Here is a 23,759-nt window from a genome sequence, read left to right as displayed (position 1 = left end):
ATATGAAAAATATTTGGGCGTTTACAACTTTTTTATTTATATTTATGTTTGTTATACTTATTTTTTATCATTTGTATTATCGCATGAATATTAAACATATTACGAAACAATTAAAGGAAATTATGCAGCTAAAAGATACCAATCAGCTACTGACAGTAATAGCAAAACAAAGAGATATTACACAGCTAGTTAATCAACTCAACAATTTAATGCGAGATGTAAGAAGGTCTCGCATAAGAATTAAAAGACTAAATAGGAATTTTAGGCAGAGTATAACTAATATTTCACATGATTTGCGTACACCACTGACAACTGCTAGTGGATATGTTCAAATGCTCCAGGCAAGTGCTGTAAATGAAGAGGCGCTGGAATATTTAGCAGTAGTATTAGAACGTCAAAACATGGTTAAGGTACTACTAGAGCAATTGTTTGAATATGTACGTATTGAATCAGGTGAGATTACTTATGGACATATTCCTGTAGATGCAAAAAAAATTTTAACAGATGTGCTTGCTATGTATTATGATGATTTTTATAAAATTGGACAAGAGCCAACTGTTCGATTACCAGAAAAACCGTGTATGGTGCAAGGTGATGAACAAGGAATAAAAAGAGTATTTTCAAATATTTTATTTAATGCAATTATACATGGTAAGGGAGAATACTGTTTTGAAATACAGGAAGTAGGCAGCAGCTATGTGTTTACTTTTTCTAATCTTAGCGAACCTATGACCAAAGATGATTTAGATTATATTTTTGAACGTTCCTATACAAAGGATAAATCTCGAAATAAAAAAACCACAGGATTAGGACTTACAATAGCCAAAGAAATTACAAAACGGCTGAATGGAACAATAGAAGCTTTTTATAATAATGGTAAGTTCTCAATATCTATTTTATTTCCTAAAATTTCATAAAGCAGATATTGAAAAATGATGAGTTGATCAATGTACAATTCACATAATATTTCAAGGTGTTATTACTTGACTTCGTCCCAAGGCACAGGTTTATACTTGTTTTATAAGAAAGGGAGTGGTCAGGATGTATACAAGTGGTAAGTTTTGTGTTATTGGACATACAACGAGAAAGGCACTGCGTATATATGAAGATATGGAACTTTTGCTTCCAGAATGGATTAATCCAGAAAACGGGTATAAATACTATGATTCTAAGCAGGTTGAAAAAATAATGAGAATTAATGAATATAAAGAATTTGGATTTTCTTTGAAGGATATCAGTGAAATTGAAAAAGGCAATACTAATGTAAAAGATTTTTTTGAAAAGCGATTAAATGAACTTAATAACGAAATTCAAAATAGTTTAGAGGTAAAGTCAAAGTTACAAAAGAAGCTTCAAGGTGATGAAAAAAATTTAGATTATGTTTGTGAAATATGTGATTGTAAAGAGGTATTTGCATTATATAAAGAAGCAACCATTAAAACTGAAAATGTTGGCGAAGTAGTAGGAAAACTATATGAAATGTGCAGCAAAGGATATGAAAAAGCAGGTCCACATTTTATTTTATATGATAATTATGAAAATGAGCAGGAAGAAATAAAAATGAAGGTAGGGCTTCCCATTGTTCCAAAAGAAAATTATGAGGATGAGCTATTGCATATAAAAAATGGTGAATATTTAAAGACAGTTCATAAAGGCGGCTTTTCAAAGGTTGGTCTTGCTCATGCAGCACTTCTTGATTATGCAGATAAAAATAATATTAAGCTTAGAAAAACTGCAATAGAGCGATATGTATCTTTTAAAGAAGTAGAAGTTTATTATGAGGTGGAGGAATAACTATGAAGAATATTATGGAGATGACGTGGAAAGAAATTGATGAAGTAAATAAGGCTAAGGGCATACTATGTATTACTGTGGCGCCTATTGAAGAACATGGACTCCATTTGCCACTTGGAACGGATATTTATGAAGGGGAACATTGGATAAAGCTTTTAGCAGAAAAAATGGAAAGTAAATATGGAATAGAATGTTATAAAAGTATTCCATTTTATACTGCATCGGCTTCTGCTAATTATCCTTGCAGTGTACATTTTTCACCTAAAACCACTAAGCTTGCAGTATATGAATTGATTAAAAATTTTGCTTCGCAGGGTTGGAAAAATATTATATTAATAGCTTCTCATGGAGACCCAATTCATCAAGTGGCGGTTAGTTCGGCATGTGATGAAGTAAATAAGCAGTTTGGAGTTTGTGCTATTTCACCCTTAAGTGCTTTTTTCTCATTAGGCCATAATAAAATTAAATTTGAGGTCCCAGAAAAAATTGCTAAAATGGAAAGTGAATTTCATGATATTCATGCTGGCTTTGTTGAAACTTCTTCTATGCTTTGTATTAAAGAAGAGTTAGTAAAGGGAATATATAAAGAACTTCCGAGTACTGTAATTGATGAACGTCAAATGGGAGATGGTAAAAAAATTATTGAAGCTATGGGAGAGTATGGACACTTAGGAGCACCAAAGTATGCAGATAAAGCTATAGGTAAGGAATTAAATGAAAATTTTGCTAAATATTTAGTAGATGCTGTAATGGCATTTATTAAAAGAAAAAATTTTCAACAGTATGAACATCATTTCCTTCATGATAGGTTGCTTGGGATGATAGTTTGAGAAGCTTACTTATGATACAGAAAAAAATTTATTTTTAGCAAAAGTATGTTGTGTTTATATGGGTTACAGTATTTCATAAAGGTTCTTCTTCATTGATAAACAAATTCAAGCGAGGTATATTATACACAGACAGATAGTCGGTCTAAATATTTTTTATTAAGATAATGAACTAGAGGTGAGGGCTCTTTGAAAAAAATAGTAAAGATCCAGAAGTTAGAAAACAAGAACTCATAGATATAGCAACCAAATTATTTATAGAAAAGGGATATGGAACAGTTTCAGTAAGAGATATATTAGATGAAGTTAATGGCGCACAAGGTATGCTTTATTATTATTTTAAATCTAAAGAGGACATTTATATTCAGGCAATGGAACAATACATTGATAAAATGCTGGCTGAAAAGAGCTATCTGGATAAGGTAAAGAAAGCATGTCCTAAAGTTTAACATCAATATTTAAGTTTTCTTTCTTAGCCCATCTTTTGATTTCACCATTAAATTATCACTCCTTAATAATCATATAAACGATTTCATGACTGTATGTTTTTTATTATATGTTATATAATTGTATAAATGGAAGTAACTAATAGATCAAAAAGGTTAAGTGAGGAGTGATTTAGGTGAAAAGATATATGCTATTAGCGGGTCTTATATCAGTAATTTTAATTGCTAATGGGTGTACAAATAAAAATATAAATAGTAGTTCAAATATTTCTAATAAAACTAATGAAACTCAAGCAAAATCTACATCTAACAATAGTAATTTGAAAGAAGAAAAAGCTTTAGAAGCATCATATAAAGAAAATAATGATTTAAAAAAGAATGATATAGAAGAAGCTAGAAATTTTCAAACATCTCTTAAAAATGGTAGTGTAATAATGATTTCTAGAGGTAGCAGTAAAGAACTTGAAGTGTATAATATATCATCACTTGATAAATTTGTAGATTCCTTCAATAATGGTAAGGAAGGTTATGTTCGGGTAATTAAAGGTGCAATAGAAGATGATGGTTCATTTGCAGTTAATAAACTTGAAGAGTATGAAACTGATGGGAAAGTGATTAAAGATACACCATATGATACATATACGGACAAAAGTAAATTTACACAAGGGAAGCCAACTTATTTGTGTAAAATTATAAAAAGTTGCTCCCATAATCTTGTTAGATATTCGGTTCTTCAAAGTAAACATATAAAAGAAGATATGGGAGCAACTATAATTAGTTTTGACAAGAATAGTATGAAAGATTAAGAAGAATATATATTTGTGATTTTTATCTCATACTTTTAGCCCACTGAGACGTTATCTCTGTTTTCAGCAAACTGTTTATTTTTTGCATAAGGATCTCTTTTTTTATCACTGAATAATGCAAAAAGTATACCAGGTACAAGAATTATAGAGCCTACCTTAAATGTAAAACTAAAAGCTTTAACTGAATGACTCAAAAAGGTATCCTCAATAGTAGGTACTATTTTTTGTGTTTCTTTCTTTTGCCTTTTAAAACTTTCTCTGATTTTATTTTTAGCCGCTTCTGGAGAAGATTTTAACACAGCAGCTTCTTTTTTATCAATTGTGCTTAAGGTTTTTGAAAGACTAACTTTTTTAGAATTACCTGATTTGATAGAAGAAATCATTTGCAGCTTGGCTTTGTTATCAAATACAGTGTCCTTTTGTATTGTTTGTACAGCAGAGTTTTTAGCATCAACCATCTGGGTAGTCATATTTGATGTAAACATAGTTAAAAATAAGGCAACTCCAAGTACAGTTCCAAGTGTTCTTGTCATGTTACTTACTCCAGAAGCTATTCCAATTTTATCTACAGGAACGTTAGTTAATATAGAACCTGATAATGTTGCCATACTGAATCCCGTACCAGAACCAGCAACAATTAATCTTAAGATAATATCTATAGTTGAAGAATTTTGAGTAAGAGAACTATTTAAGTAGCAAGCAATGCAAAGTAAAAGGACACCTAAGGCACTAATATATCTACTGTTTATCTTTTTTAACAAAATACCAGCTAATATTGAAAAAAACATTGAACTTAAGGACATAGTTGAAATAATAAGTCCTGCTGACAGTTGATTTAACCCTTTAACTTGAGCTAGAAAAAAGGATAACATATATGGACCAGCCATCATACCAATTCCAACTAAGAATAGAGTAATAGAGCCATTTGTAAATTGTATAGATTTAAATATACTAAGAGGAAGCATCGGCTCTTTAACTTTTAGTTCAATAAGAACAAAGAGTATAAAGGCTATAGCAGAAACAGCAAAGAGGGAAAGTATAAGGCTTGAAGTCCAGCCTTTTTCGTTAGCTTTCATTAATGCGAAGGTTAAGCAAAACATAGCAATAGAGATTGTTATAATTCCTCCAAAGTCTATGCTTTTACTTGCAGTTAGGTCATAAGATTCTTTTATCAACTTCATAGTTAGTAGTATACAAATACAACCTAGAGGTACATTGATAAAGAAGACATATCTCCAGTTAAAAAATTCAGTTAATATACCACCAAGTGTCGGTCCACTTGCAGCCGCAAGACCAGAAATTGCTCCCCAAAGTGCCATAATAGTTCCTCTCTTTTCTGGTGGAAATATTTCACAAGAAAGAGGCACTGTAACAGGTACAACAAAAGCTGCGGATAGACCTTGAAGTGCTCTAAAAAATATAAGCATTTCAAGGGAATTTGAAATACCACATAGCAGTGAAAATGTAGAAAATAAAAATATTCCGGCAATAAACAGTTTTTTTCTGCCAAATTGATCTGCCAATCTCGAAGCGGTTATTATAATAACTCCAAAGGCTAGATTATAGGCATTTACTACCCAAGAAATATGAGCCATAGTAGTATTAAAGTATTCAGTCATTTTAGGCAAAGTGATATTTACTATAGTTGTATCTAGCAATGCCATGAAAAAACCTAAAATAATGGCTACAAAAGAAATAATTTGATGTTTTTTGTTCATAAGACAAACCTCCTAAGTATTAATATAATATATATTAGTATGTAGTAAATTAGTATAATGTATAGTAGATGGACAAAAAAATATCTCTTAATATAAATATTTATTAGAGATATTTTAATAATTACTATATACTACTATAAATTATAGTAGTATATAGTATATTTGTCAACATAAAAAAGTTATATAGTTTTTTATTAAAAAGATAAGTAAAACCATAGTATGTTCTGCATATCTATATATTAAATGTAGTAATTTTTAAATAAGAGGTGGCAATATGAATTTTAATGAATTAACAGGTAAAGTTGTGACTCCTTCCGATAAAGCATATGCTGTTTTGAGACTTGAATATAATTTAGCCATAAATAAGTTTCCACTAGCTATTGTATACTGCTATAATTCTGTGGATGTATCAAATGCTATAAAGTGGTGCAAGAAAAATGATGTCAAAATTCGTATACGCGCTGGTGGGCATAATTATGAGGGATATTCAACAGGTACGGATGTTTTGGTTATAGATACTACTTATATGAATAAAATTTACATTGATACTAAATCTAATGTAGTAAAAATTCAGGCAGGAGCAAGATTAGGAGATATATACTCAAAGCTTGCAGAGCATGGTTATGCTTTTAATGGTGGAACATGTCCATCAGTTGGAATTTCTGGTTTGGTGTTAGGTGGAGGAATAGGATTATCATGTAGAAATTTTGGTTTAGTAACAGATGATCTTCTGGAAATACAGGTAATAAACCAAAAAGGAAATATAATAACGGCCAATACACATACTAATTCTCAATTGTTTTGGGCTTGCAGGGGTGCTGGTGGAGGGAATTTTGGAGTGGTAACTAGCTATACTTTTAAACTTCATAAAGTAAAAGAAGTTACTCTTATACAGTTACGTTGGAATGCATCTTCAAGGGAAAAGTTTTTTTATTTGTGGCAAAATTGGTTAAAGACTTTAGATAGGAGAATTAGCTGTTTTGCTGGTTTTGGGAAGAAAGATATATATATGAATGGATTTTTTTATGGAACTAAATTTGAAGCAGAAACTATTTTGAAAGATTTTTTGCTGCTTCCAGGTTTATCAAAAAATTCTTTGATAAAATATGTTCCTTTTATTGAAGCTGTTCAAGCTGTAGGTTCTATTTATGGTCCACCAAATAGATTTAAATCCACTGGAAGATTTGTATATAAAGATTTATCTAGAAAAAACATTAAAAAAATAATTCAATACGTGGATCTTAGTCCAGGAAAAGATAATTGTTATATTAGATTATACTCTTTAGGTGGGGCAATATCGCAAGTGCCAAGTAATTATTCAGCATATTACTATAGAAATGCGAAATACATTATAGGTATATTATCAGAGTGGGAAAAAATGACAATGAAAGATTATACACGGATTGGGTTTCAAAGGTCTTTAAATATGTTGAACCTATAACAAAGGGGTCTTACGTTAATTTTCCTTATGCTGAGCTTCAGAATTATGGTTGTGAATATTATGGAAAAAATTATTACTATCTTAGAAAGGTAAAGACAATTTACGATCCACTAAATATATTTAAATTTCCTCAGTCAATAAAGCCGAATTTGCCTTAAATAAGGGACTGTCCCATTAAAAAATGTAAAACCGTAATTTATAGGTTGTGGTTTTATATTTTTTTTGTATGGCAGTTTCTTATTATTGAATATGCATATCTTTGAATTCTGTTGGAGTTATTCCTTCATACTTTTTGAAAATAAAACAAAAATAACTGATGTCATTATAACCAACTTTTTTGGTTACATATTTTACGGTAAAATTTCTATTTTGCAGCATTAATTCTTTAGCTTTTTTGAGTCGTATTTTAATCAAATATACAAAAGGACGAATTTTAAATTCTTCCTTAAATAATCGGCAAAGATGATGAGGAGTTACTTCAATTATTTTAGCCATTTATCCCAAGAAAGGATTTCTATTAAAATTGTTCTTTCACCAGATAAAACTGAGCTTATGGCAGATGGAAATGATGCTGTAATTACTGCACTTGGAGATGGAAATTTGAGACTTCGATGTACGATTAAAAATGGCTCAGACAAGGTTAAGCTAATTTCTGAGCTTGAGTTTGAAATAACAGGTCTTGGAAAAGCTAATTTATATCCTTATGAATTTGTGTCTGGAGGTCTCTACAATGCTAGCAACTGTGAGTTGACCAATGGTAACGAACGCGGCGTTGCTACTTTAAGAGATCAGACTGCTATGTTGGTTTTAAGGGAGTTGACTTTGGAGAGTATGGCTCTGATGAGATAATGATGCCTTTATTTCCTCTAGAAGGCGAGCCATTCCCTATCGAAATATGGGAAGGAATGCCTGATGATGAAGGTAGTGAGATGGTGGCAAAGGTAATTTATGATAAAGGAACTAAGTGGAATACTTATATAGAAGTAACTTATAAACTCCCAAGAAGACTTAAAGGGGTAACTACTCTTTGATTTGTTTTATGTAAGCGCAAGGTACACATTAAGGGTTTTTCCTTTTATGCTTTCTCTAATTATTTTTTTCAAATTTTATTTTTTAAAAAGAGGATAAAATAAGCCCAACAGAAATCAAATAGTCTGTTGGGTACAATTGAATATTGTAGAAAAAACAAGGTATGCTCCATAGTTATATATACTTATTTTAGCTCAATTCTAGTTATTGAATGAGCAGGGAAGGTATAATTAAAGTTTCCTTTTCCTACATAAATATTACTACTATTAATTAGAATATTATTTGGTTCATCTAATGTATTCATAGAGTATATACTTGAACCATTCATTGTAAATACTTTGGCTTTTTTTGCATGAGTATATTTATCAAGAACTATCTTTGTTGTTACAGCATTATCTGAACTTTGGTTAACAACTAATAAATCCACATGTCCATGCTTATCTTTGGCAGCAATTGTAGATAAGGTATCCACATTTGGAGAACTAGCACTTTTAGCAAGTTCAATTTGAGGATTATTCTTTATATCTGCACCAATCTGAGTCATTCCACCTAACTTGGACATCATTTCAATAGATAAACCTGCTGGTGTTGCAACAAAATTATCATCTTTTCCATTGCTTATAATTGCAGCATTGTATCTACGTGCTGTTGGTGCATCAGTTTCGTCTGGATTAAACGGAGTATCGTTAAGCAAAAATCTGTGTGCAAGTGGAATTCCCATATTTTGATATTGTATAAGTTCACTTGCATTTAAAAGACCTTCTGATAAATTCAAATGAAAAGCCTTATCTCCGTCATTTGGGACATTTCCTTGACCATGACCATAGGCTGATGGAATAAGAGGAACATGCTTTCCAGCATAACTATCTATTTCGCTTTGCATATTGCTAAGTTTAGTTTTTTGGAAGGCCGGTGCAAGAAATAACTCCTTTGTAAATTCATCTATAGGAGTGCTATTTTTGGGGAAACCATCTGTAAGTGGATGGTAAGCAACTCCGTCGTATGGATATGTTGAACCCATTGCCTCAAAAAATCCAGTTTCTCCATCCTGTGCAGCAACCTTAATATTTGGATTAACAGCCTTTAGTGCCTTGTAGTAATCTACAAATCCGCCATGAGGACCTGATTTATATGTAATTGTAATCTTGCTTCCTTTAGCTGGAATTTTGCCGTGTACACCATCACCAAATGTAATTTTGCCACTCTTATTTTCGATTGTATAAACTTCATCAATAGGTGAGGCGGTATTCAAATTATCTGTTTGTTTCCATATGGATCCGTCTACATAAACTGTCTCACTTTCAGGTACAACTGGTGGATAACTTGCATAGAAATCTTGATTAGCTGTTCCTTTACTGATTGATGAAGCAGGTGTCAAATCAGCATAACCAATAGTATCTTGATTTTGAAATAATGTAGTACCTCCGAAAGCGTATAATGCAGATTTTATGTTTGTAGCATTAGTAGTATGAGGACCAACTTCAATTGGTTTACCATCACGCCAATGAGTAGCTACCGTAAGATCATCTTCGTTTCCAACATCCCACCAATTAAAATTGTAGGGCTTAGGGTGACCGTTCTTCGCTCTAAGAGCAGCCCAATAACTTGGATCATTAGGATCAGAAGAAGGATGTTTGCTTAATGGAGCTGTCATATAAGCTAGATATTGAGCAGCACTTTGCACATCATCTCTATTTATGTTTAGAATCATTACACCTTTGGCACCAGTTTTATCAAGCAAATCACCTATTTCATCAGGACCAAAATTTGAAGGCTGACCAGGGCCACCATCTCTTGCACGGTTCATAGGTCGCTTATCTATTGGACCTATGGCACGCTTCCAGTCAAAGCAAGTTGCACTTATAGTACCGCCGCCATATCTAATTGATGTTATTCCTAACTTTTTTACCAGCTTTACAAAGGAATGATACACCTTTCCTGTTTTTGGATTTGCAGCTCCTTCCCCATTTTTTGTCCAATTTATTATGGCACCGAATAGCTCAGGGTTTATTATTTTACCTTTATCAGATACATTTACAGTAATTTGTGCTTTAGGTTGCTGCTCCTTTGCGTAACTAGTGGTTTGCAGCGGAGTGATAATTACTAGTGAGAGCGCTATCAGCAGTGTTTTTAATTTAATTCTATTCATTACAATGTCCCTCCTTTAAATTCAGAGTATATTTTATTAATATCTATTTATATTCCGATATATAAAATAGTAATTATATTATTTTTTAACAACAATATGCATGAGCACAAATAATAACCTATACTATTTTTGCACATGCACAAAGGCTTATTTATACTTTTACAGAAATATTTAAAGGAGGTCATGTGTTAGTGCTTATTAATACTATTATAGAAAAATTAGAGAGGTATGCTCCCAAAAGTTATATTAACAATGAAAATATAACATTTATTAAGTCTGCACAATATGTAGAAGATGCTTTTATAGATTTTGGTCCGGATACACTTTATGTGGGGGATATATCAAATCTTCCAATTAGCAACATTAACTTGTATGAAGCTAATTTTTTAATAATATCTAAAGGTAAATTGCCTTATCCTATAAAGGATGAAATGAAGTGCAATATAATATTTATTTCTAGTAATAGTATTACTTCAATTCTTAACTCTATTTTAGATATTTTTTGTGAATATAAAAGTTTAGACTATAGCTCTTCAAGATTGTTAGATGCAATTTCACAAGATAATGGGCTTCAGAACATTATTAATATTGGGTTTGAGCTTCTTCATAATCCTATCTTTGTTAGAAATGCTAATTTAAATATACTTGCCTTTACAGAGAACATCGAAGTTGATATTCCTGTATGGAATAATATTAAATCACGAGGTTATCAAATATATAGCAAGCTACATAAATTTTTAACTGATGAAGTGTTAAATTCAGGGGTACCTATATACTTAAAATCGCCTAATAGCAGGTTCAAAGATGGGGGGAAAGCTAAAAATGTATTAACCGAAAATTCTAAGTCTGTTTTATATATTAATTCTAAGAAAAATAGTAAGTTTGCTGAATCAAGAATATGGGCCAATATTTATAGTGGCAATAAGTTTTTGGGACAAGTTGTAATACTTGAAGCATTTAAACCATTTACAGAAAGTGATATAGCATTGATAAATAAGTTAACTACGACGCTTTCTATAGAGCTTCAAAAACACAAGTATTATGAAACGACAAATGCAGATAATAGGGATTTATTAATTTTAGATTTGCTCAGTGAAAAAATTAAAAATCAAGAAGCCATTAATGAGAATATAAAATTTGCTGATTGGAACTTAAAGGAGAATATGCGTATTATAAGCATTGCAATGGACAAAGAAAAAATATCATTAATTCAATTTAGATTTATGAGAAATTTTTTAAAAAATATTTTTCATGATTCTATATGTGTTTTATATGATGGAAATATTGTTATAGTAACTAATTATATTAGTGATAAAGCATTTCTTAAAACTTATTCAGAAAAATTAAATACTTTTTTAGATGACCAGAATATAGTTTGTGGAATTAGCAGAACATTTTCAAATTTAATAGACATTAATAGATACTATAAACAATCACTTAAAGCTATAGAATTAGGAAAATATTTAAATGACGATAAATTTATTTTTTTCTACGATTCATATATTTTACAGCATATTTTTTCTTTATGTTCTGACCATGACTCACTTAAGGAATTTTGTCATCCTTCAATTTTTAAACTTATGGATTATGATAAGAAATATAATACGGATTATTTAAAAACTCTATACTTATACATAATAAATTTTAAAAATCAGACGGAGCTGGCAAAATTAATGCATATACACAGAAATACCTTATATTATAGGATTACTAAAATAGAAGAGATAATTAATATTAATTTAAGTAATATAGATGAATTTGTTAGTATTTACTTATCGTTTAAAATATTAGAATACATTGGCGGAAGATTTTCTTAAATATAAGCAAAACTTCATATGTAGGTACTTGGATTATTTCTATATTAATAACACTTATTATTGAAGAAGATATAAATATGATTAACTAATGGGTAAAGGAGAGTAATTATGGGATACTTTAAAAATTTAAAAATTTCTCAAAAATTAATATCAGGTTTTGTTATAGTTGCAATATTGGTTGGTGTTGTAGGATCTATTGGATTAAGTAATATGAGTAAAATTGATACTAATTCAGAAAAAATGCATGATGAAAAATTGAAGTCAATACAATGCCTGTATAAATTAAGGCTTAATTTCGCAGAGATACGTACAGATATTATAAGACTCTTATTTCAAAGTAATGGAAAACAAGATGATAAATTGATTAAAGATATTAATGTCTTGTTTGATAAAAGTGATAAAACTATGAATACATATGAAAAGACATTAATTTCTAATGCAGATAAGAAGAGTTTTCCTAAGTTTAAACAAAATGTAAATAGTTATAAAGAAGAGATGGATTCAATAGCAAAGCTTGTAACTGAAAATAAGCTTGATGATGCTAATACAAGATTTAAAGGCAAGGTTGTTAATATTAGAAGGTTTATAGAAGCTGATGTAGACAAATTGATAGATAAAAATAGTGCCGATGCCGATAAATTTAATAACTCGAACAAATTAACCTTCAAAAATTCTTTTTATGTTACGACTGCATTAGTAATATTAAGTTTTGCTGTAGCAATTATACTTGGCTTATTCATTTCAATTGCAATTTCAAAGCAGCTTAAAAAAGTTTTAGTTTTTGCTAATGCACTTGGTGATGGTGACTTGACCAAATCGGTAGAAATACACTCTAAAGATGAAATAGGAAATCTCGCAGCTGCATTAAATAATGCAAAAAGCAATATACATAATTTAATTAGTAAATTAGTTAGTAGTATTAGTGAAATTAGTTCTGCAAGTGAAGAACTTTCTGCAACGACTGAAGAGATATATTCTAAAATGGAGCTTGTAAATAAATCTACAGAACAGATATCTAAGGGAGCTCAAGATTTAAGCGCTACTACAGAAGAAGTAAATGCTTCAACTGAGGAAGTAACTGCTACTACAAATATTCTTGCTAAAAATGCTGCTGATACGACACTTTCTGTAAATAAGATAAAAGAGCGTGCTATAGATATAAAGAATACTGCAGCTAAAAGTATAGAAGAAGGAAATTTAATTTATGAAGAAAATTGCTCTAATATAGAACAGGCTATTGAAGAGGTAAAGGTTGTTGAACAAGTTAAAGTAATGGCAGATTCTATTTCTGATATAGCAGAGCAAACTAATCTACTTGTTTTAAACGCAGCAATTGAAGCCGCAAGAGCTGGGGAACAAGGAAAAGGCTTTGCTGTAGTTGCTGATGAAATTAGACAGTTAGCAGAACAGTCATCTCAATCAGTGGGAAATATTAGAGATATGGTATCAAAAATTCAAAGTTCAGTTGACAATCTTTCAAAAAGTGGACAAGATATTCTTGGATTTATATCTAATAATGTAAAGCCTAATTATGAGTTTCTAATGAACACAGGTGTTCAATATGAAAAAGATGCTGAATTTATGAGCAATATAATAAATAGCTTTGCAGCTTCATCTAAGCAAATTGATGATGTAATAGTTCAAGTGAGTGGTGCTGTTGAAAATGCGTCAGTAGTGGCTCAAGAGTCTGCATCAGGCTCTGAGGAAATACTAGGAAGTGTAGATGAAATAACTCATGCTGTTAATGAGGTTGCAAAATCATCTCAAGCTCAGGCAGAGCTTTCACAGAAGCTTAATGAAATGATACAAGAATTTAAAATATAAAAAGTGGCGAAGTAATAATGCTTCGTCACGTAAAAAAAGTCCTATAAATCTAAGGTTTAAAAATCATAAAATACTAAGATATTTCAATAACTCGCATACGCTCAGACAGATTGAAATATTTAAGTATTTTACAATTTTTGAACCAAGATTTATTAGGATTTTTTTAAATCGTTCCTTCAGCATTGTTACTTCACTCCCACTGTAGTGCAAGGAAAAAATTCCTCCGTGTCAAAGCTTTCATTATTTGCTGTATTCGGTCAGCAAATTCTTTCGTTATGTGTTAGTTCAAAATATCTTTATTTTATTTGGGTGTATTAATTTTTAGAGATAAACCGAAAAAATTTCTTTGTTATCTTCCTTAATAACTTCTTCTTTATATTCTTTATTTTTATTGAAATTAAACACAACTAAATAGCCTTTGTTTGAGTTATGTATGTCGAGATAATCGCATAACTGTTTTATTCCTTTTTCATGGTATTTTTCGCCGCGCCAAATTTTAAGTTCAATGATGTATCTAAAATTGTTGTAGGTTACTATTAAATCTAATCTTTTTTCTTCAGAAACTTGAACTTCTTTAAAGTCGAAGCCAGTACCGTTTATTATAGGTTTTATGAAGGCTATAAAAAGCAATCTACCATGCTGCTCTAGCTGCTAAATGATTGTAAATATATTGTTCAAAAATTCTGTTGGCTATAACACATTTTTCACTGCTATTTTTTAGAAAACCATAAGTAACTCCAAGGTTTATTAGGTTATCACTAGCTACAAAACTAAATTCTTCTCCATCAAGAACAATTCTGTTTATAAATTTAAGCAAAGCCTCATTGTTTTCTAGATTCTTAATAAGGCTGTCAAATAAAGTGTTTCTTTCCTCTAATATTATTTTTACTGCTTTATCTATATCATTTAAAGTCCAAGTTTTTTTACAATCGTCATAAAATTCCTCATCTATTACCTGACAAATTCTGCTCACTAAAAATGGGTAGCCACTTGTAAAATAATAAATTCTTTCAGATAGTTTGCGTATGTCCATTGAAAGCTTATTGCAATTATCATAATCTACTAGCATTGTTGCAATTTCGTCAGGGTTAAAGCTTAAATCAATATTGAAATTTACTGCTATATTCCAAGGTGAATTGTATTTTTTATCTTCTTCATTTCTTATTTTTAGTTTTAAGGTTTTAATATCGTGAACACCAGCTAAAAAATTACAGATTTAAAAGTGTAATCTTTTCCTACTTCTCTTAATAAATATTTATTTCTAAGCATACCTAAAAAACTTAAAAATAATTGATTGTTTAAGGATTTATCAACTTCATCTATTAAAAGAATAACATCCTTATTACATTTTTCTATAAAGTTTGTTATAGCCTTAGACAAATCTTTAAGATTACAAATGTCTCGAGAAAGTTCTCTTAATAAATTTGCTTTATTTTCATTAGTTAGTTCTAAATTGTCAGCTATGATTTCTAATACTGCGTTGCAAAAAAGTTTTTCTTCACTAAAAACTAAATCACCAATACCTTCAAAACTAATGGATATGACAAGAAAATTAGTGCTTAATAAATTATCTAATTGATTTAAAGTAGTGGTTTTTCCATATTGTCTTGGTCTATTTATTACAAAATAATTTTCCTTATCTATAAGTTTTTTTATTTCCTTGAGTTTGTTATCTATATTAACCATGTAATGTTTTCGTGGAACGCAAAGACCAGTGGTGTTAAAATACTTTGCCATCAATATCACTCCCTCATATAGGGCTGCAGATTAAACTATCGTAATCCTGTATACCTAGATTATATCAGAAATAAAGGTTTTTTATACTTAGTATAAATAGAATTGTTAAATAATTATAGTATCACTGGTTACAAGATAGGCAAAAATTTAAATATATACTGTTCTTCTGTATACTCGGCTTTATATAATTTATATAATAGATTTACACATAAAAAACTTAGTGTCAAAGATATAGTGTCACAAAAAATACATTTATATATCTAAATCGTTAGACATCAAGCTTTGACACTAGTTTGGCATATTTTTTGCTTTGAATATAAAGAATGAATTTAGGTATTAATAAATACAAGAAAACTTAAAGGTTCACTGAAGAAAATCCAAATAGGTGGTGTTATTGTTTATGTTAAAAGATGATACTCTAAAATATTTGTATGAAAAAACAAAGAGTTACGAGAAGGGCAAGGATAATGAAGTGTTTACGGCTCAATATATTTCGGAGCTATTTAAAGTTAAACGTAATACTATAAGTCACTATATAAATCAAATGATTGAAGATGGTGAAGTAATCAAAGTTAATACAAGACCGGTATATTTTTTTCATAAAAAGGCCTTTGAAGAAAAGTTTTTTAAGATTTCAAAAAACGTTTTCTCAAGTTTAGATGAGTTATTTTTTAAAGAAGATGAGGAAAAAGAGGGCGAAGAGATATTTGATAAGCTTATAGGGATTAACGGGAGCCTTAAACAAGCAGTTGATCAAATAAAGACTTCTATATTTTATCCTGAAAATGGCTTGCCTATTATGTTGAGTGGACCAACTGGTGTTGGAAAAAGTTATACGGCAAGTCTTATTCACAAGTACAGTATAAAATGCGGTGTTTTGCCAGAAAATGCGCCCTTTATTGTTTTTAATTGTGCTCAATATTACAATAACCCAGAGCTTCTGTCGAGCAATCTATTTGGATATGTGAAAGGAGCCTTTACAGGAGCGGATAAAAGTCAGGGAGGAATGCTTGAAGCTGCAGATGGTGGAATATTGTTTCTTGATGAAGTTCATAGGTTAAATAATGAGGGACAGGAAAAATTGTTTACCTTTATGGATCAAGGAGTAGTAAGAAGGATGGGAGAAACAGAGGGATGGCACAAAGTAAAGGTGCGACTTATCTTTGCAACCACAGAATCGCTTTCCGAAAACTTTCTGGATACTTTTTTAAGAAGAATACCTATAACAGTGTCAATTCCGGGACTGGATGAAAGAGATGATGACGAAAAAGCTCAATTTGTTTATAATTTTTTAATAAATGAAAGTAAAACCTTTAACAAAGACATACTTATTTCTCAAAGAGCAGCACAGCTTTTAGCCTTATATAAATATAAGGGGAATATAGGTGAACTTCAAAATACAATAAAGTATATATGTGCAGCTGCATATTCTAAGGATATTAAGTCAGATAAGGTTCAAATAAAGCTTAAGGATTTGCCAGAAAAGTTAATTAAAGAGGCAACAAATAATACAGAACCAAAAATAAAGCATAAGGAAGATATACTTATTACTCCAGAAAGCAAATTAGATGATTTATTTTCTAGTGAGAAAACCTCTCTGCAAGTAATAAAAAATACGTATAAACAAATATTTGATTTATATAAAAGTTATATTAAAACAAAAAATAAAGAGCAGTTTGAAAATGATATATTTCTAGAGATAAATTCTCTTATAGATAAATTGGTATTTGAAAAAAGCAAACACAATGAAAATGTAATGCTTCAATTTATAACATCATCACTCCACGATGTCTTTAAGTATGTAGAATACAGTTATAATGTTAGGTTTAATGGAAACAGTATTTATATAATAGCGTATTTCTTATATGCAAAGGGTTATGATGTAATAAGATGGAATAATGATACGGAAAAAATAAGAAATCAATTGCATAACTATATTTTAGCTAACAACAAAAAAGAATGTGAATTAGTTTCAAAGATGTCTAAGTTAATATCGAGTAAAATGGATGTAAATTTGTCAATGGATGATGAAATATTTTTATCTTTTTATTTAAAAAGTCTTAGCATAAAAGAAAATACAAATGATATAAAGGCAGTTATACTTGCTCATGGGTATGCCACAGCCAGCAGCATAAGTAGTGTTGTTAATCGTATGCTTGAGAAAAATGTATTTGAACCTTTTGATATGCCTATAGATATTTCAATGAGTGAGATAGTTCAAAAGCTTATAGAATATGTAGAAGAAAATGATGTATCAAATGGACTTGTTATATTAGTAGATATGGGATCTTTAAAGGATATATACTCAAATATCAAGGAGTATATAAATGCACCTATAGCAATAGTGAATAACGTATCTACTCAAATGGCATTATTTGTTGGAGAGCTTTTAAATAGAGATATTTATTTAGAAGAACTTATAGAAAAATTAAAAGCAAGCAATGAAACTCAGTATAAAATAATATATCCTGAAAAAGAAAAGGAAAAGGCTATAATAACCTCCTGCATAACAGGAATTGGAACGGCAAAGCAGCTTCAAGCTCTTTTAGAAAAAAGCATTCCAAAAGAACTTGGAATACACATATTGGTTCATGAATATGAAAGATTAAAGACCAATGGGGCAAAAGAAGCTTTATTTCAACTTTATAATGTTCTAGCAATTTTAGGTACAGCTAACCCAGAGGTAGAAGGAGTAGAATATATATCTTTAGAGGATTTAATCTCTGGACGTGGAGAGGATAAACTCTATAGGATTTTTGATGGAATAGCAGATGAAAATACTATTAGGGTAATAAATAACAATATAATTCGTAATTTTTCCCTTAAGAGTGTTGTTGGATCTGTAACCATTCTTGACACAAACAAAATATTAGAAAACATTGAGGATTGTTTAAATAACTTGGAGGTTATAATGGGTAAACGACTTCCAAACAATAAAAAGTTAGCTCTTTATGTTCATATAAGTTGTCTTGTAGAGAGACTTATACGTAAGGCACCAATAAAACAATATCAAAACTTAGACGAGTTTGTACAGTGTCAAAAAGTTATGATAAATAATATAAAAAAAGCTTTTAGTGCTCTTGAAGATATATATAATGTCAAAATAAATATGGTGGAGATAGGATATATATATGACATTCTAGCCGCACCAATGGATAGTTCAGAGGATATTTAAATAAAAATTTAGAAGCGTGCCACTAGGTTGGCACGCTTCTTGCTTTATATATAAGTGTAAACCAAATGAAAGGAGATAAAAGATGATATGATAAAGTTTTTGTTAGCATCACATGGAAATTTAGCAGACGGAATGTATAGTTCAGTGAAAATAATTATGGGAGAGCAGAGTAATATTTCAACTTTATGTGCATACGTCGAAGAAAATTTTGACTTGAAAAAAGAAGTCTCCAAAATAATTAATGGACTATCTTGTGAAGATAAATTAATAGTTATAACAGATGTTTTTGGGGGAAGTGTTAATAATGAATTTATGACAAACCTTAAAAACAAGAATATTTATCTCATTTCAGGTTTAAATTTGCCATTAGTAATTGAACTAATAACAAATCAAGACAACGAGGATATAGACAGTTTAATAAATAGAGCACTGGAAAGTTCTAAGGACAGTATATGTTACTGTAATAAAGTTATTAACTCTGTTCAGGCGGATGAGGAATTTTAATTACTTAATAGCTAACAATATATTTAAGTTTATATAAGGGAGGAAAATAAAATGATAAAGTTATTAAGAGTAGATCACAGATTATTACACGGACAAGTAGCATTTTCGTGGACCAGTTTCTTACAGGCAGATTGCATATTAATCGCAAGTGACAACGTAGTTAATGACCAGTTAAGGTTAACTACAATCAAACTTGCAAAACCTAGTGGAGTTAAGCTAGTGATAAAAAATATAGAAGATTCCATAAAGGCACTTAAAGAAGGAAAAACTGACAAGTATAGATTATTCATAGTAGTTGAATCTGTAGGGGATGCAGCTAAAATAGCAAAAGCTGTGAAAACGATTAAGAGCATAAACTTAGGCGGTACAAGACCAAAGGAAAATACCATATCTGTTTCAAAGGTTGTTCATTTAACTGAAGAAGAAATTAATATAGTAAAAGAACTAAGTAGTGATGGGGTAGAGGTTGAAGTAAGACAGGTTCCTAATGATACTAGAGTCAATGCTGTTGATTTAATTAAAAATAAAATTAGCTAAGGGGGATAAAAAAGATGGATATATTGTTAATTGCAATTATAGCGTTTTTCGGATACTGCGAATATTTTCTAGGAACTCAGATGATTCAAAGACCAATAGTAATGGGAACACTTGTTGGATTAGCTTTAGGAGATTTGCAGAAAGGACTTATTATAGGAGCATCAATTGAACTTGTATTTATGGGAGTAGCATCTATAGGAGCTGCAATACCACCAGAGGTTACTGCAGGAGGAATTTTAGGAACTGCATTTGCTATTAAATCAGGCTCAGGACCAGCAGTTGCATTGGCATTAGCACTTCCAATAGCTACAGTAGGATTACTTGCTAAAAACTGTATATATATACTCATAAGACCAGCATTAGCGCATAAAGCAGATGCCTATGCGGAAGAAGGAAATGCAAGAGGCGTTGAAATGATGCACTATTTATCTACCTTTGTTTTTGTAACAATTATGACTTTAATAGTTACACTATCCTTTGGATTAGGAAGTGGAGTTGTGAAATCATTTTTAACTTATGTGCCTAAGGTAATAACTGATGGACTTACTATAGCTACAGGTTTACTTCCAGCTGTTGGATTTGCACTTCTCGCAAGAATGGTAATGTCAAGAAAAGTAGTTCCATTTTTCTTCCTTGGATTCATAATAGCAGCTTATTTAAAGGTTCCTGTAATGGGCATAGCTGCACTTGGAGCAATAGCAGCATTAATAATAGTTGGAAATGAAAATAAAGTAAGTAAGGAGGTAGTTCAAGATGACAACGAATTCTAATACAGATAGCAAAAAAATAACTAAAAAAGATTTAAAAAAGGTGTTCTGGAGATCCTTTACCTTAGAAGGTTCTTGGAACTACGAAAGAATGTCACATATGGGATATGCATATGCTATGGTTCCTATATTAAAAAAGCTGTACACAAAGAAAGAAGATCTTAGTAAAGCTTTAAAGAGACACTTAGAGTTCATGAATATTACACCACATGTTGCTACTCTGCTTCTTGGAATATCTACTGCAATGGAAGAGCAAAATGCTAATGACGAAAATTTTGATGAAAGCTCAATATCCTCTGTAAAAACTGGTTTAATGGGACCGATAGCTGGAATAGGAGATTCCTTTGTTTGGGGTACATTAAAGATAATAGCAGCTGGAGTAGGAATATCACTAGCATCACAAGGAAATATATTAGGACCAATCTTATTCCTTTTAATATTTAATGTTCCTTTATATATATTGCGTTATATATGCATGTTTAGCGGATATAAACTAGGAACAGGGCTTTTGAGTAAGGTTGAGGAATCTGGAGTAATGGGCAAGGTTACTTACGGGGCAGCTATACTAGGCGTTATGGTTATCGGTGGAATGACAGCTACAATGGTAAATTTCACATTGCCGTTCATGATTGGTACTGGAAAAACAGCTGTTAAATTGCAGTCCATTTTAGATGGCATTATGCCAGCACTTTTACCTCTTGGTTTAACAGGTATAATCTACTACTTGCTTGGAAAGGGTGCAAAATCTAACTATATAATACTAGCACTTGTAGCAATGGGAATTGGAATTGCAGCATTAAGCTAAATAAATTCAATTTGGAGGTAATCATATGAAGGAGACTATGTACTCATATATCTTGGAAGAAGAGGAAGTATGCAAAAGGATATTGAGGGATAGAAAAGAGAAGTTAGATCCATTTGTTAAGTTAGTTGATGAAGCAAATACAAATAAAATAATATTTTTGGCAACAGGTTCTTCTGTTAATGCACTTAATTGTGCTAAATACTACATTGAAGAAAAGCTAAATATGGAAGTACAAATTAGAATGCCAAGCACCTTTTGCAATTATGATAAGGTTTTTGATAAAGAAAGCATAATTATTGCAATATCTCAAAGTGGAAGAAGCACTTCAACAATCGATGCTGTAAAAAAGGCTAGAGATGAGGGAGCAAAGCATATTGCAATTATTACTGGCAATACAGAAAGTGCAATTTGTGAGTATTCTAAAAATATAATTGATATAAATTGTGGTGAAGAAAAGGTAGGATATGTTACAAAAGGCTTTACTGCAACAGTGTTAACCTTGATGCTTATGGCACTTGAAGGTGCATATTCAGTAGGAAGAATAGACAAAGCTGAATATGAAACTGAAATAAAAAAGTTTGAAAATGTTATAAGTAAGATTCCAGCTTCTATAGACAAGGTAAATGAATGGTATGAAAATAACAAAGAAGAATTTATAAAAGCTGAAAGAATTAAGGTTATAGGTTACGGACCAGCCTATGGTGTAGCAATGGAAAGCAATACTAAGGTTGCAGAAACAGTAAGAATACCAGTTTCATCCTTTGAATTAGAGGAATATATGCATGGTCCGTACTTAGAACTTAAAGAAGATCACTATATGTTTTTCCTTAAAACCAAGGGGATTGTAGAAGATAGAATAGCTAAGTTAGAAGAGTATTCAAAAAGGACAACAAAATACTGCTATACAATTACCCATGAAAAAGAGACAAGTGATACTAGGACATTAGCATTAGGATATAGTGATGATGAAGATTTGAGTACCTTGCTATTTGTTATACCAATACAAATTTTATCTTACAAAATGGCTGAGGATAAAGGAATCCCACTTGGTATAAGAATATTTACAGACTTTCATTCAGAGTTATCAAGCAAATTATAAATTAATAATTTAGATAAATAAAATAAAAATATTTAGGAGGAACAACTATGTTTAATTTTGATGAAGAACACTATTTACAATTAGGAAGAGATGCTTATGCTTTGAGAGGAGAAGTGGAAAGTTTAGCTGACAAGCTTTCAAAAAAAGGCTTTGAAAACTTATTTTTCGTAGCATCGGGAGGATCTTTAGCTCTTACTCAAACTTTTGAATATATTTGGAGAACAAAATCTAAAATTCCCGTTTACTCAGAAATTGCAGCAGAAGTAGTTTTAAAGGAAAATAAACAGCTTAATGAAAAATCACTTGTAATATTACAGTCAAAGTCAGGAGATACAAAAGAAACAGTTGCAGCAGCTAAGTACCTTAAAGAAAAGGGAATAACTACTGTTGGAATAGTAAGAGTTGCTGGTTCACCTTTAGATAAAGTAGTTGACTATTCTATAGTTGAAAAAGTAGAAAATTTTGCTGGTGGAGATCCAGAAAACATGATTTTATATTTCCTATTGTTCCGTATGCTTCATAACAACGGTGAATTCCCTAACTATACTAAGTTTGCAGATGAACTTGAAAACCTTCCAAAGGCATTAGTAAGTGTTAGAGAGCAAGCTGATGAAAAAGCAAAAGAATTTGCAGAAAAATATAAAGATGAGACATATCAGCTTTGGATTGGAAGTGGAAGCTTATGGGGAAAGACATATTCATATTCAATGTGTGTATTAGAAGAAATGCAGTGGATTAAGACAAAATCTATACAAGCCCCTGAATATTTCCATGGTACACTTGAAATTGTAGAAGATGACACATGTGTTGTACTTTTAAGAGGTGAAGATGAAACAAGAGTTATCTGTGATAGAGTTGAGAACTTTACAAAACAGCACTCAAGCAAATTTACAATATTTGATACAAAAGATTATGTAACAGAAGGAATAAGCGATGAATTTAGAGTTATAATAGGACAACTTATTATGACAGGAGTGTTGGATCGTATAAGTGTATATTTAGAGAAGTTAAGAAACCATTCTCTTGATATAAGAAGATACTACAGAGTATTAGAATATTAATTGTAAAAAACCTTGGCATTGAAAATTTAGATAGGTTTATATTGTTAGGAGCTGATACACTAAGAGAATTAGTGTTCAGCTCCTTATTGTCATTTATGAAAACCACCTGCTGTGCAGGTGTGTTCAGAATAGCTTAAGCGATGAACAAAAAACCTCACTTTGATAAAATAGAGATGGTCTCGTCAGCCAAATCTAAAATCAAAGGAGGTCTGCCCTAAATGGA

General features: G+C 30.8%; 21 protein-coding genes and 1 pseudogene. 18 read left to right on the top strand and 4 right to left on the bottom strand.

Annotation, left to right across the window (positions count from 1 at the left end; translation table 11 throughout):
- Positions 1-2 precede the first annotated feature (2 nt).
- From ACJDT4_RS20550 to ACJDT4_RS20530, 5 genes are all read left to right on the top strand, one after another.
- Positions 3-917: a sensor histidine kinase gene (locus tag ACJDT4_RS20550; RefSeq protein WP_406789473.1), complete on the top strand. Its 915-nt coding sequence runs from the start codon at positions 3-5 to the stop codon at positions 915-917.
- A 124-nt stretch (positions 918-1,041) separates the two neighbouring features.
- Complete coding sequence (locus ACJDT4_RS20545) at positions 1,042-1,794, top strand: MerR family transcriptional regulator (RefSeq protein ID WP_406789472.1); 753 nt, start codon at positions 1,042-1,044, stop codon at positions 1,792-1,794.
- Positions 1,795-1,796: 2 nt separating this feature from the next.
- Positions 1,797-2,624, top strand: a complete 828-nt coding sequence (locus tag ACJDT4_RS20540) for a creatininase family protein (RefSeq protein WP_406789471.1) — start codon at positions 1,797-1,799, stop codon at positions 2,622-2,624.
- Positions 2,625-2,854: 230 nt separating this feature from the next.
- On the top strand, positions 2,855-3,070 hold the full coding sequence (locus ACJDT4_RS20535) for a TetR/AcrR family transcriptional regulator (protein WP_406789523.1): 216 nt from the start codon (positions 2,855-2,857) through the stop codon (positions 3,068-3,070).
- Between the two features lie 173 nt (positions 3,071-3,243).
- Positions 3,244-3,873 carry a hypothetical protein gene (locus ACJDT4_RS20530; protein ID WP_406789470.1) on the top strand — a complete coding sequence of 210 codons (630 nt, stop codon included), beginning with the start codon at positions 3,244-3,246 and terminating at the stop codon, positions 3,871-3,873.
- 35 nt (positions 3,874-3,908) lie between these two features.
- Here the strand turns inward: ACJDT4_RS20530 and ACJDT4_RS20525 are convergent, their stop codons facing one another.
- Positions 3,909-5,591: an MFS transporter gene (locus tag ACJDT4_RS20525; RefSeq protein WP_406789469.1), complete on the bottom strand. Its 1,683-nt coding sequence runs from the start codon at positions 5,589-5,591 to the stop codon at positions 3,909-3,911.
- A 274-nt stretch (positions 5,592-5,865) separates the two neighbouring features.
- On the opposite strand from ACJDT4_RS20525, the gene ACJDT4_RS20520 reads away from it, so the two are divergent.
- Together ACJDT4_RS20520 and ACJDT4_RS20515 are read left to right on the top strand one after the other, a co-directional pair.
- A complete protein-coding gene (locus ACJDT4_RS20520; RefSeq protein ID WP_406789468.1) occupies positions 5,866-7,032 on the top strand; it encodes an FAD-binding oxidoreductase in 1,167 nt (388 codons plus the stop codon).
- Complete coding sequence (locus ACJDT4_RS20515; RefSeq protein ID WP_406789467.1) at positions 6,960-7,190, top strand: BBE domain-containing protein; 231 nt, start codon at positions 6,960-6,962, stop codon at positions 7,188-7,190. The genes ACJDT4_RS20520 and ACJDT4_RS20515 overlap by 73 nt, the downstream gene beginning before the upstream one ends.
- 82 nt (positions 7,191-7,272) lie before the next feature.
- Here the strand turns inward: ACJDT4_RS20515 and ACJDT4_RS20510 are convergent, their stop codons facing one another.
- On the bottom strand, positions 7,273-7,527 hold the full coding sequence (locus tag ACJDT4_RS20510) for a helix-turn-helix transcriptional regulator (RefSeq protein WP_406789466.1): 255 nt from the start codon (positions 7,525-7,527) through the stop codon (positions 7,273-7,275).
- A gap of 57 nt (positions 7,528-7,584) precedes the next feature.
- Between ACJDT4_RS20510 and ACJDT4_RS20505 the strand changes: the two genes are divergently transcribed.
- Positions 7,585-7,881, top strand: coding sequence for a hypothetical protein (locus ACJDT4_RS20505; protein WP_406789465.1), 297 nt, complete (start codon positions 7,585-7,587; stop codon positions 7,879-7,881).
- A gap of 2 nt (positions 7,882-7,883) precedes the next feature.
- Positions 7,884-8,063 carry a hypothetical protein gene (locus tag ACJDT4_RS20500; protein WP_406789464.1) on the top strand — a complete coding sequence of 60 codons (180 nt, stop codon included), beginning with the start codon at positions 7,884-7,886 and terminating at the stop codon, positions 8,061-8,063.
- A 182-nt stretch (positions 8,064-8,245) separates the two neighbouring features.
- On the opposite strand, the gene ACJDT4_RS20495 is transcribed toward ACJDT4_RS20500, so the two are convergent.
- Positions 8,246-10,210: an alpha-L-arabinofuranosidase C-terminal domain-containing protein gene (locus ACJDT4_RS20495; RefSeq protein ID WP_406789463.1), complete on the bottom strand. Its 1,965-nt coding sequence runs from the start codon at positions 10,208-10,210 to the stop codon at positions 8,246-8,248.
- A 191-nt stretch (positions 10,211-10,401) separates the two neighbouring features.
- Between ACJDT4_RS20495 and ACJDT4_RS20490 the strand changes: the two genes are divergently transcribed.
- A complete protein-coding gene (locus ACJDT4_RS20490) occupies positions 10,402-12,027 on the top strand; it encodes a PucR family transcriptional regulator (protein WP_406789462.1) in 1,626 nt (541 codons plus the stop codon).
- Positions 12,028-12,135: 108 nt separating this feature from the next.
- On the top strand, positions 12,136-13,851 hold the full coding sequence (locus ACJDT4_RS20485; protein WP_406789461.1) for a methyl-accepting chemotaxis protein: 1,716 nt from the start codon (positions 12,136-12,138) through the stop codon (positions 13,849-13,851).
- A 321-nt stretch (positions 13,852-14,172) separates the two neighbouring features.
- Here the strand turns inward: ACJDT4_RS20485 and ACJDT4_RS20480 are convergent.
- Positions 14,173-15,588 (bottom strand): annotated as a pseudogene (locus ACJDT4_RS20480) (GxxExxY protein).
- Between the two features lie 400 nt (positions 15,589-15,988).
- On the opposite strand from ACJDT4_RS20480, the gene ACJDT4_RS20475 reads away from it, so the two are divergent.
- From ACJDT4_RS20475 to ACJDT4_RS20445, 7 genes are all read left to right on the top strand, one after another.
- A complete protein-coding gene (locus tag ACJDT4_RS20475) occupies positions 15,989-18,763 on the top strand; it encodes a sigma-54-dependent transcriptional regulator (RefSeq protein ID WP_406789460.1) in 2,775 nt (924 codons plus the stop codon).
- 87 nt (positions 18,764-18,850) lie between these two features.
- Positions 18,851-19,267 (top strand): PTS sugar transporter subunit IIA, encoded by a 417-nt coding sequence (locus ACJDT4_RS20470; RefSeq protein WP_406789459.1) that lies wholly within the window; start codon positions 18,851-18,853, stop codon positions 19,265-19,267.
- Between the two features lie 51 nt (positions 19,268-19,318).
- The gene (locus ACJDT4_RS20465) at positions 19,319-19,804 is read left to right on the top strand and encodes a PTS sugar transporter subunit IIB (RefSeq protein ID WP_406789458.1); all 486 of its coding nucleotides are present in this window, start codon (positions 19,319-19,321) and stop codon (positions 19,802-19,804) included.
- Between the two features lie 14 nt (positions 19,805-19,818).
- Positions 19,819-20,574: a PTS mannose/fructose/sorbose/N-acetylgalactosamine transporter subunit IIC gene (locus ACJDT4_RS20460; protein WP_406789457.1), complete on the top strand. Its 756-nt coding sequence runs from the start codon at positions 19,819-19,821 to the stop codon at positions 20,572-20,574.
- Entirely contained in the window at positions 20,558-21,376 is an 819-nt protein-coding gene (locus ACJDT4_RS20455; RefSeq protein ID WP_406789456.1) for a PTS system mannose/fructose/sorbose family transporter subunit IID, read from the top strand. Before ACJDT4_RS20460 ends, ACJDT4_RS20455 begins: the two co-directional genes overlap by 17 nt.
- Before the next feature lie 25 nt (positions 21,377-21,401).
- Positions 21,402-22,475 carry an SIS domain-containing protein gene (locus ACJDT4_RS20450; protein WP_406789455.1) on the top strand — a complete coding sequence of 358 codons (1,074 nt, stop codon included), beginning with the start codon at positions 21,402-21,404 and terminating at the stop codon, positions 22,473-22,475.
- A gap of 47 nt (positions 22,476-22,522) precedes the next feature.
- Entirely contained in the window at positions 22,523-23,536 is a 1,014-nt protein-coding gene (locus tag ACJDT4_RS20445; protein WP_406789454.1) for an SIS domain-containing protein, read from the top strand.
- Positions 23,537-23,759 lie beyond the last annotated feature (223 nt).

The organism is Clostridium neuense, assembly GCF_045310695.1.
Lineage (GTDB): Bacteria > Bacillota > Clostridia > Clostridiales > Clostridiaceae > Clostridium_S > Clostridium_S neuense.
This window is presented reverse-complemented; position numbering and strand designations above follow the sequence as displayed.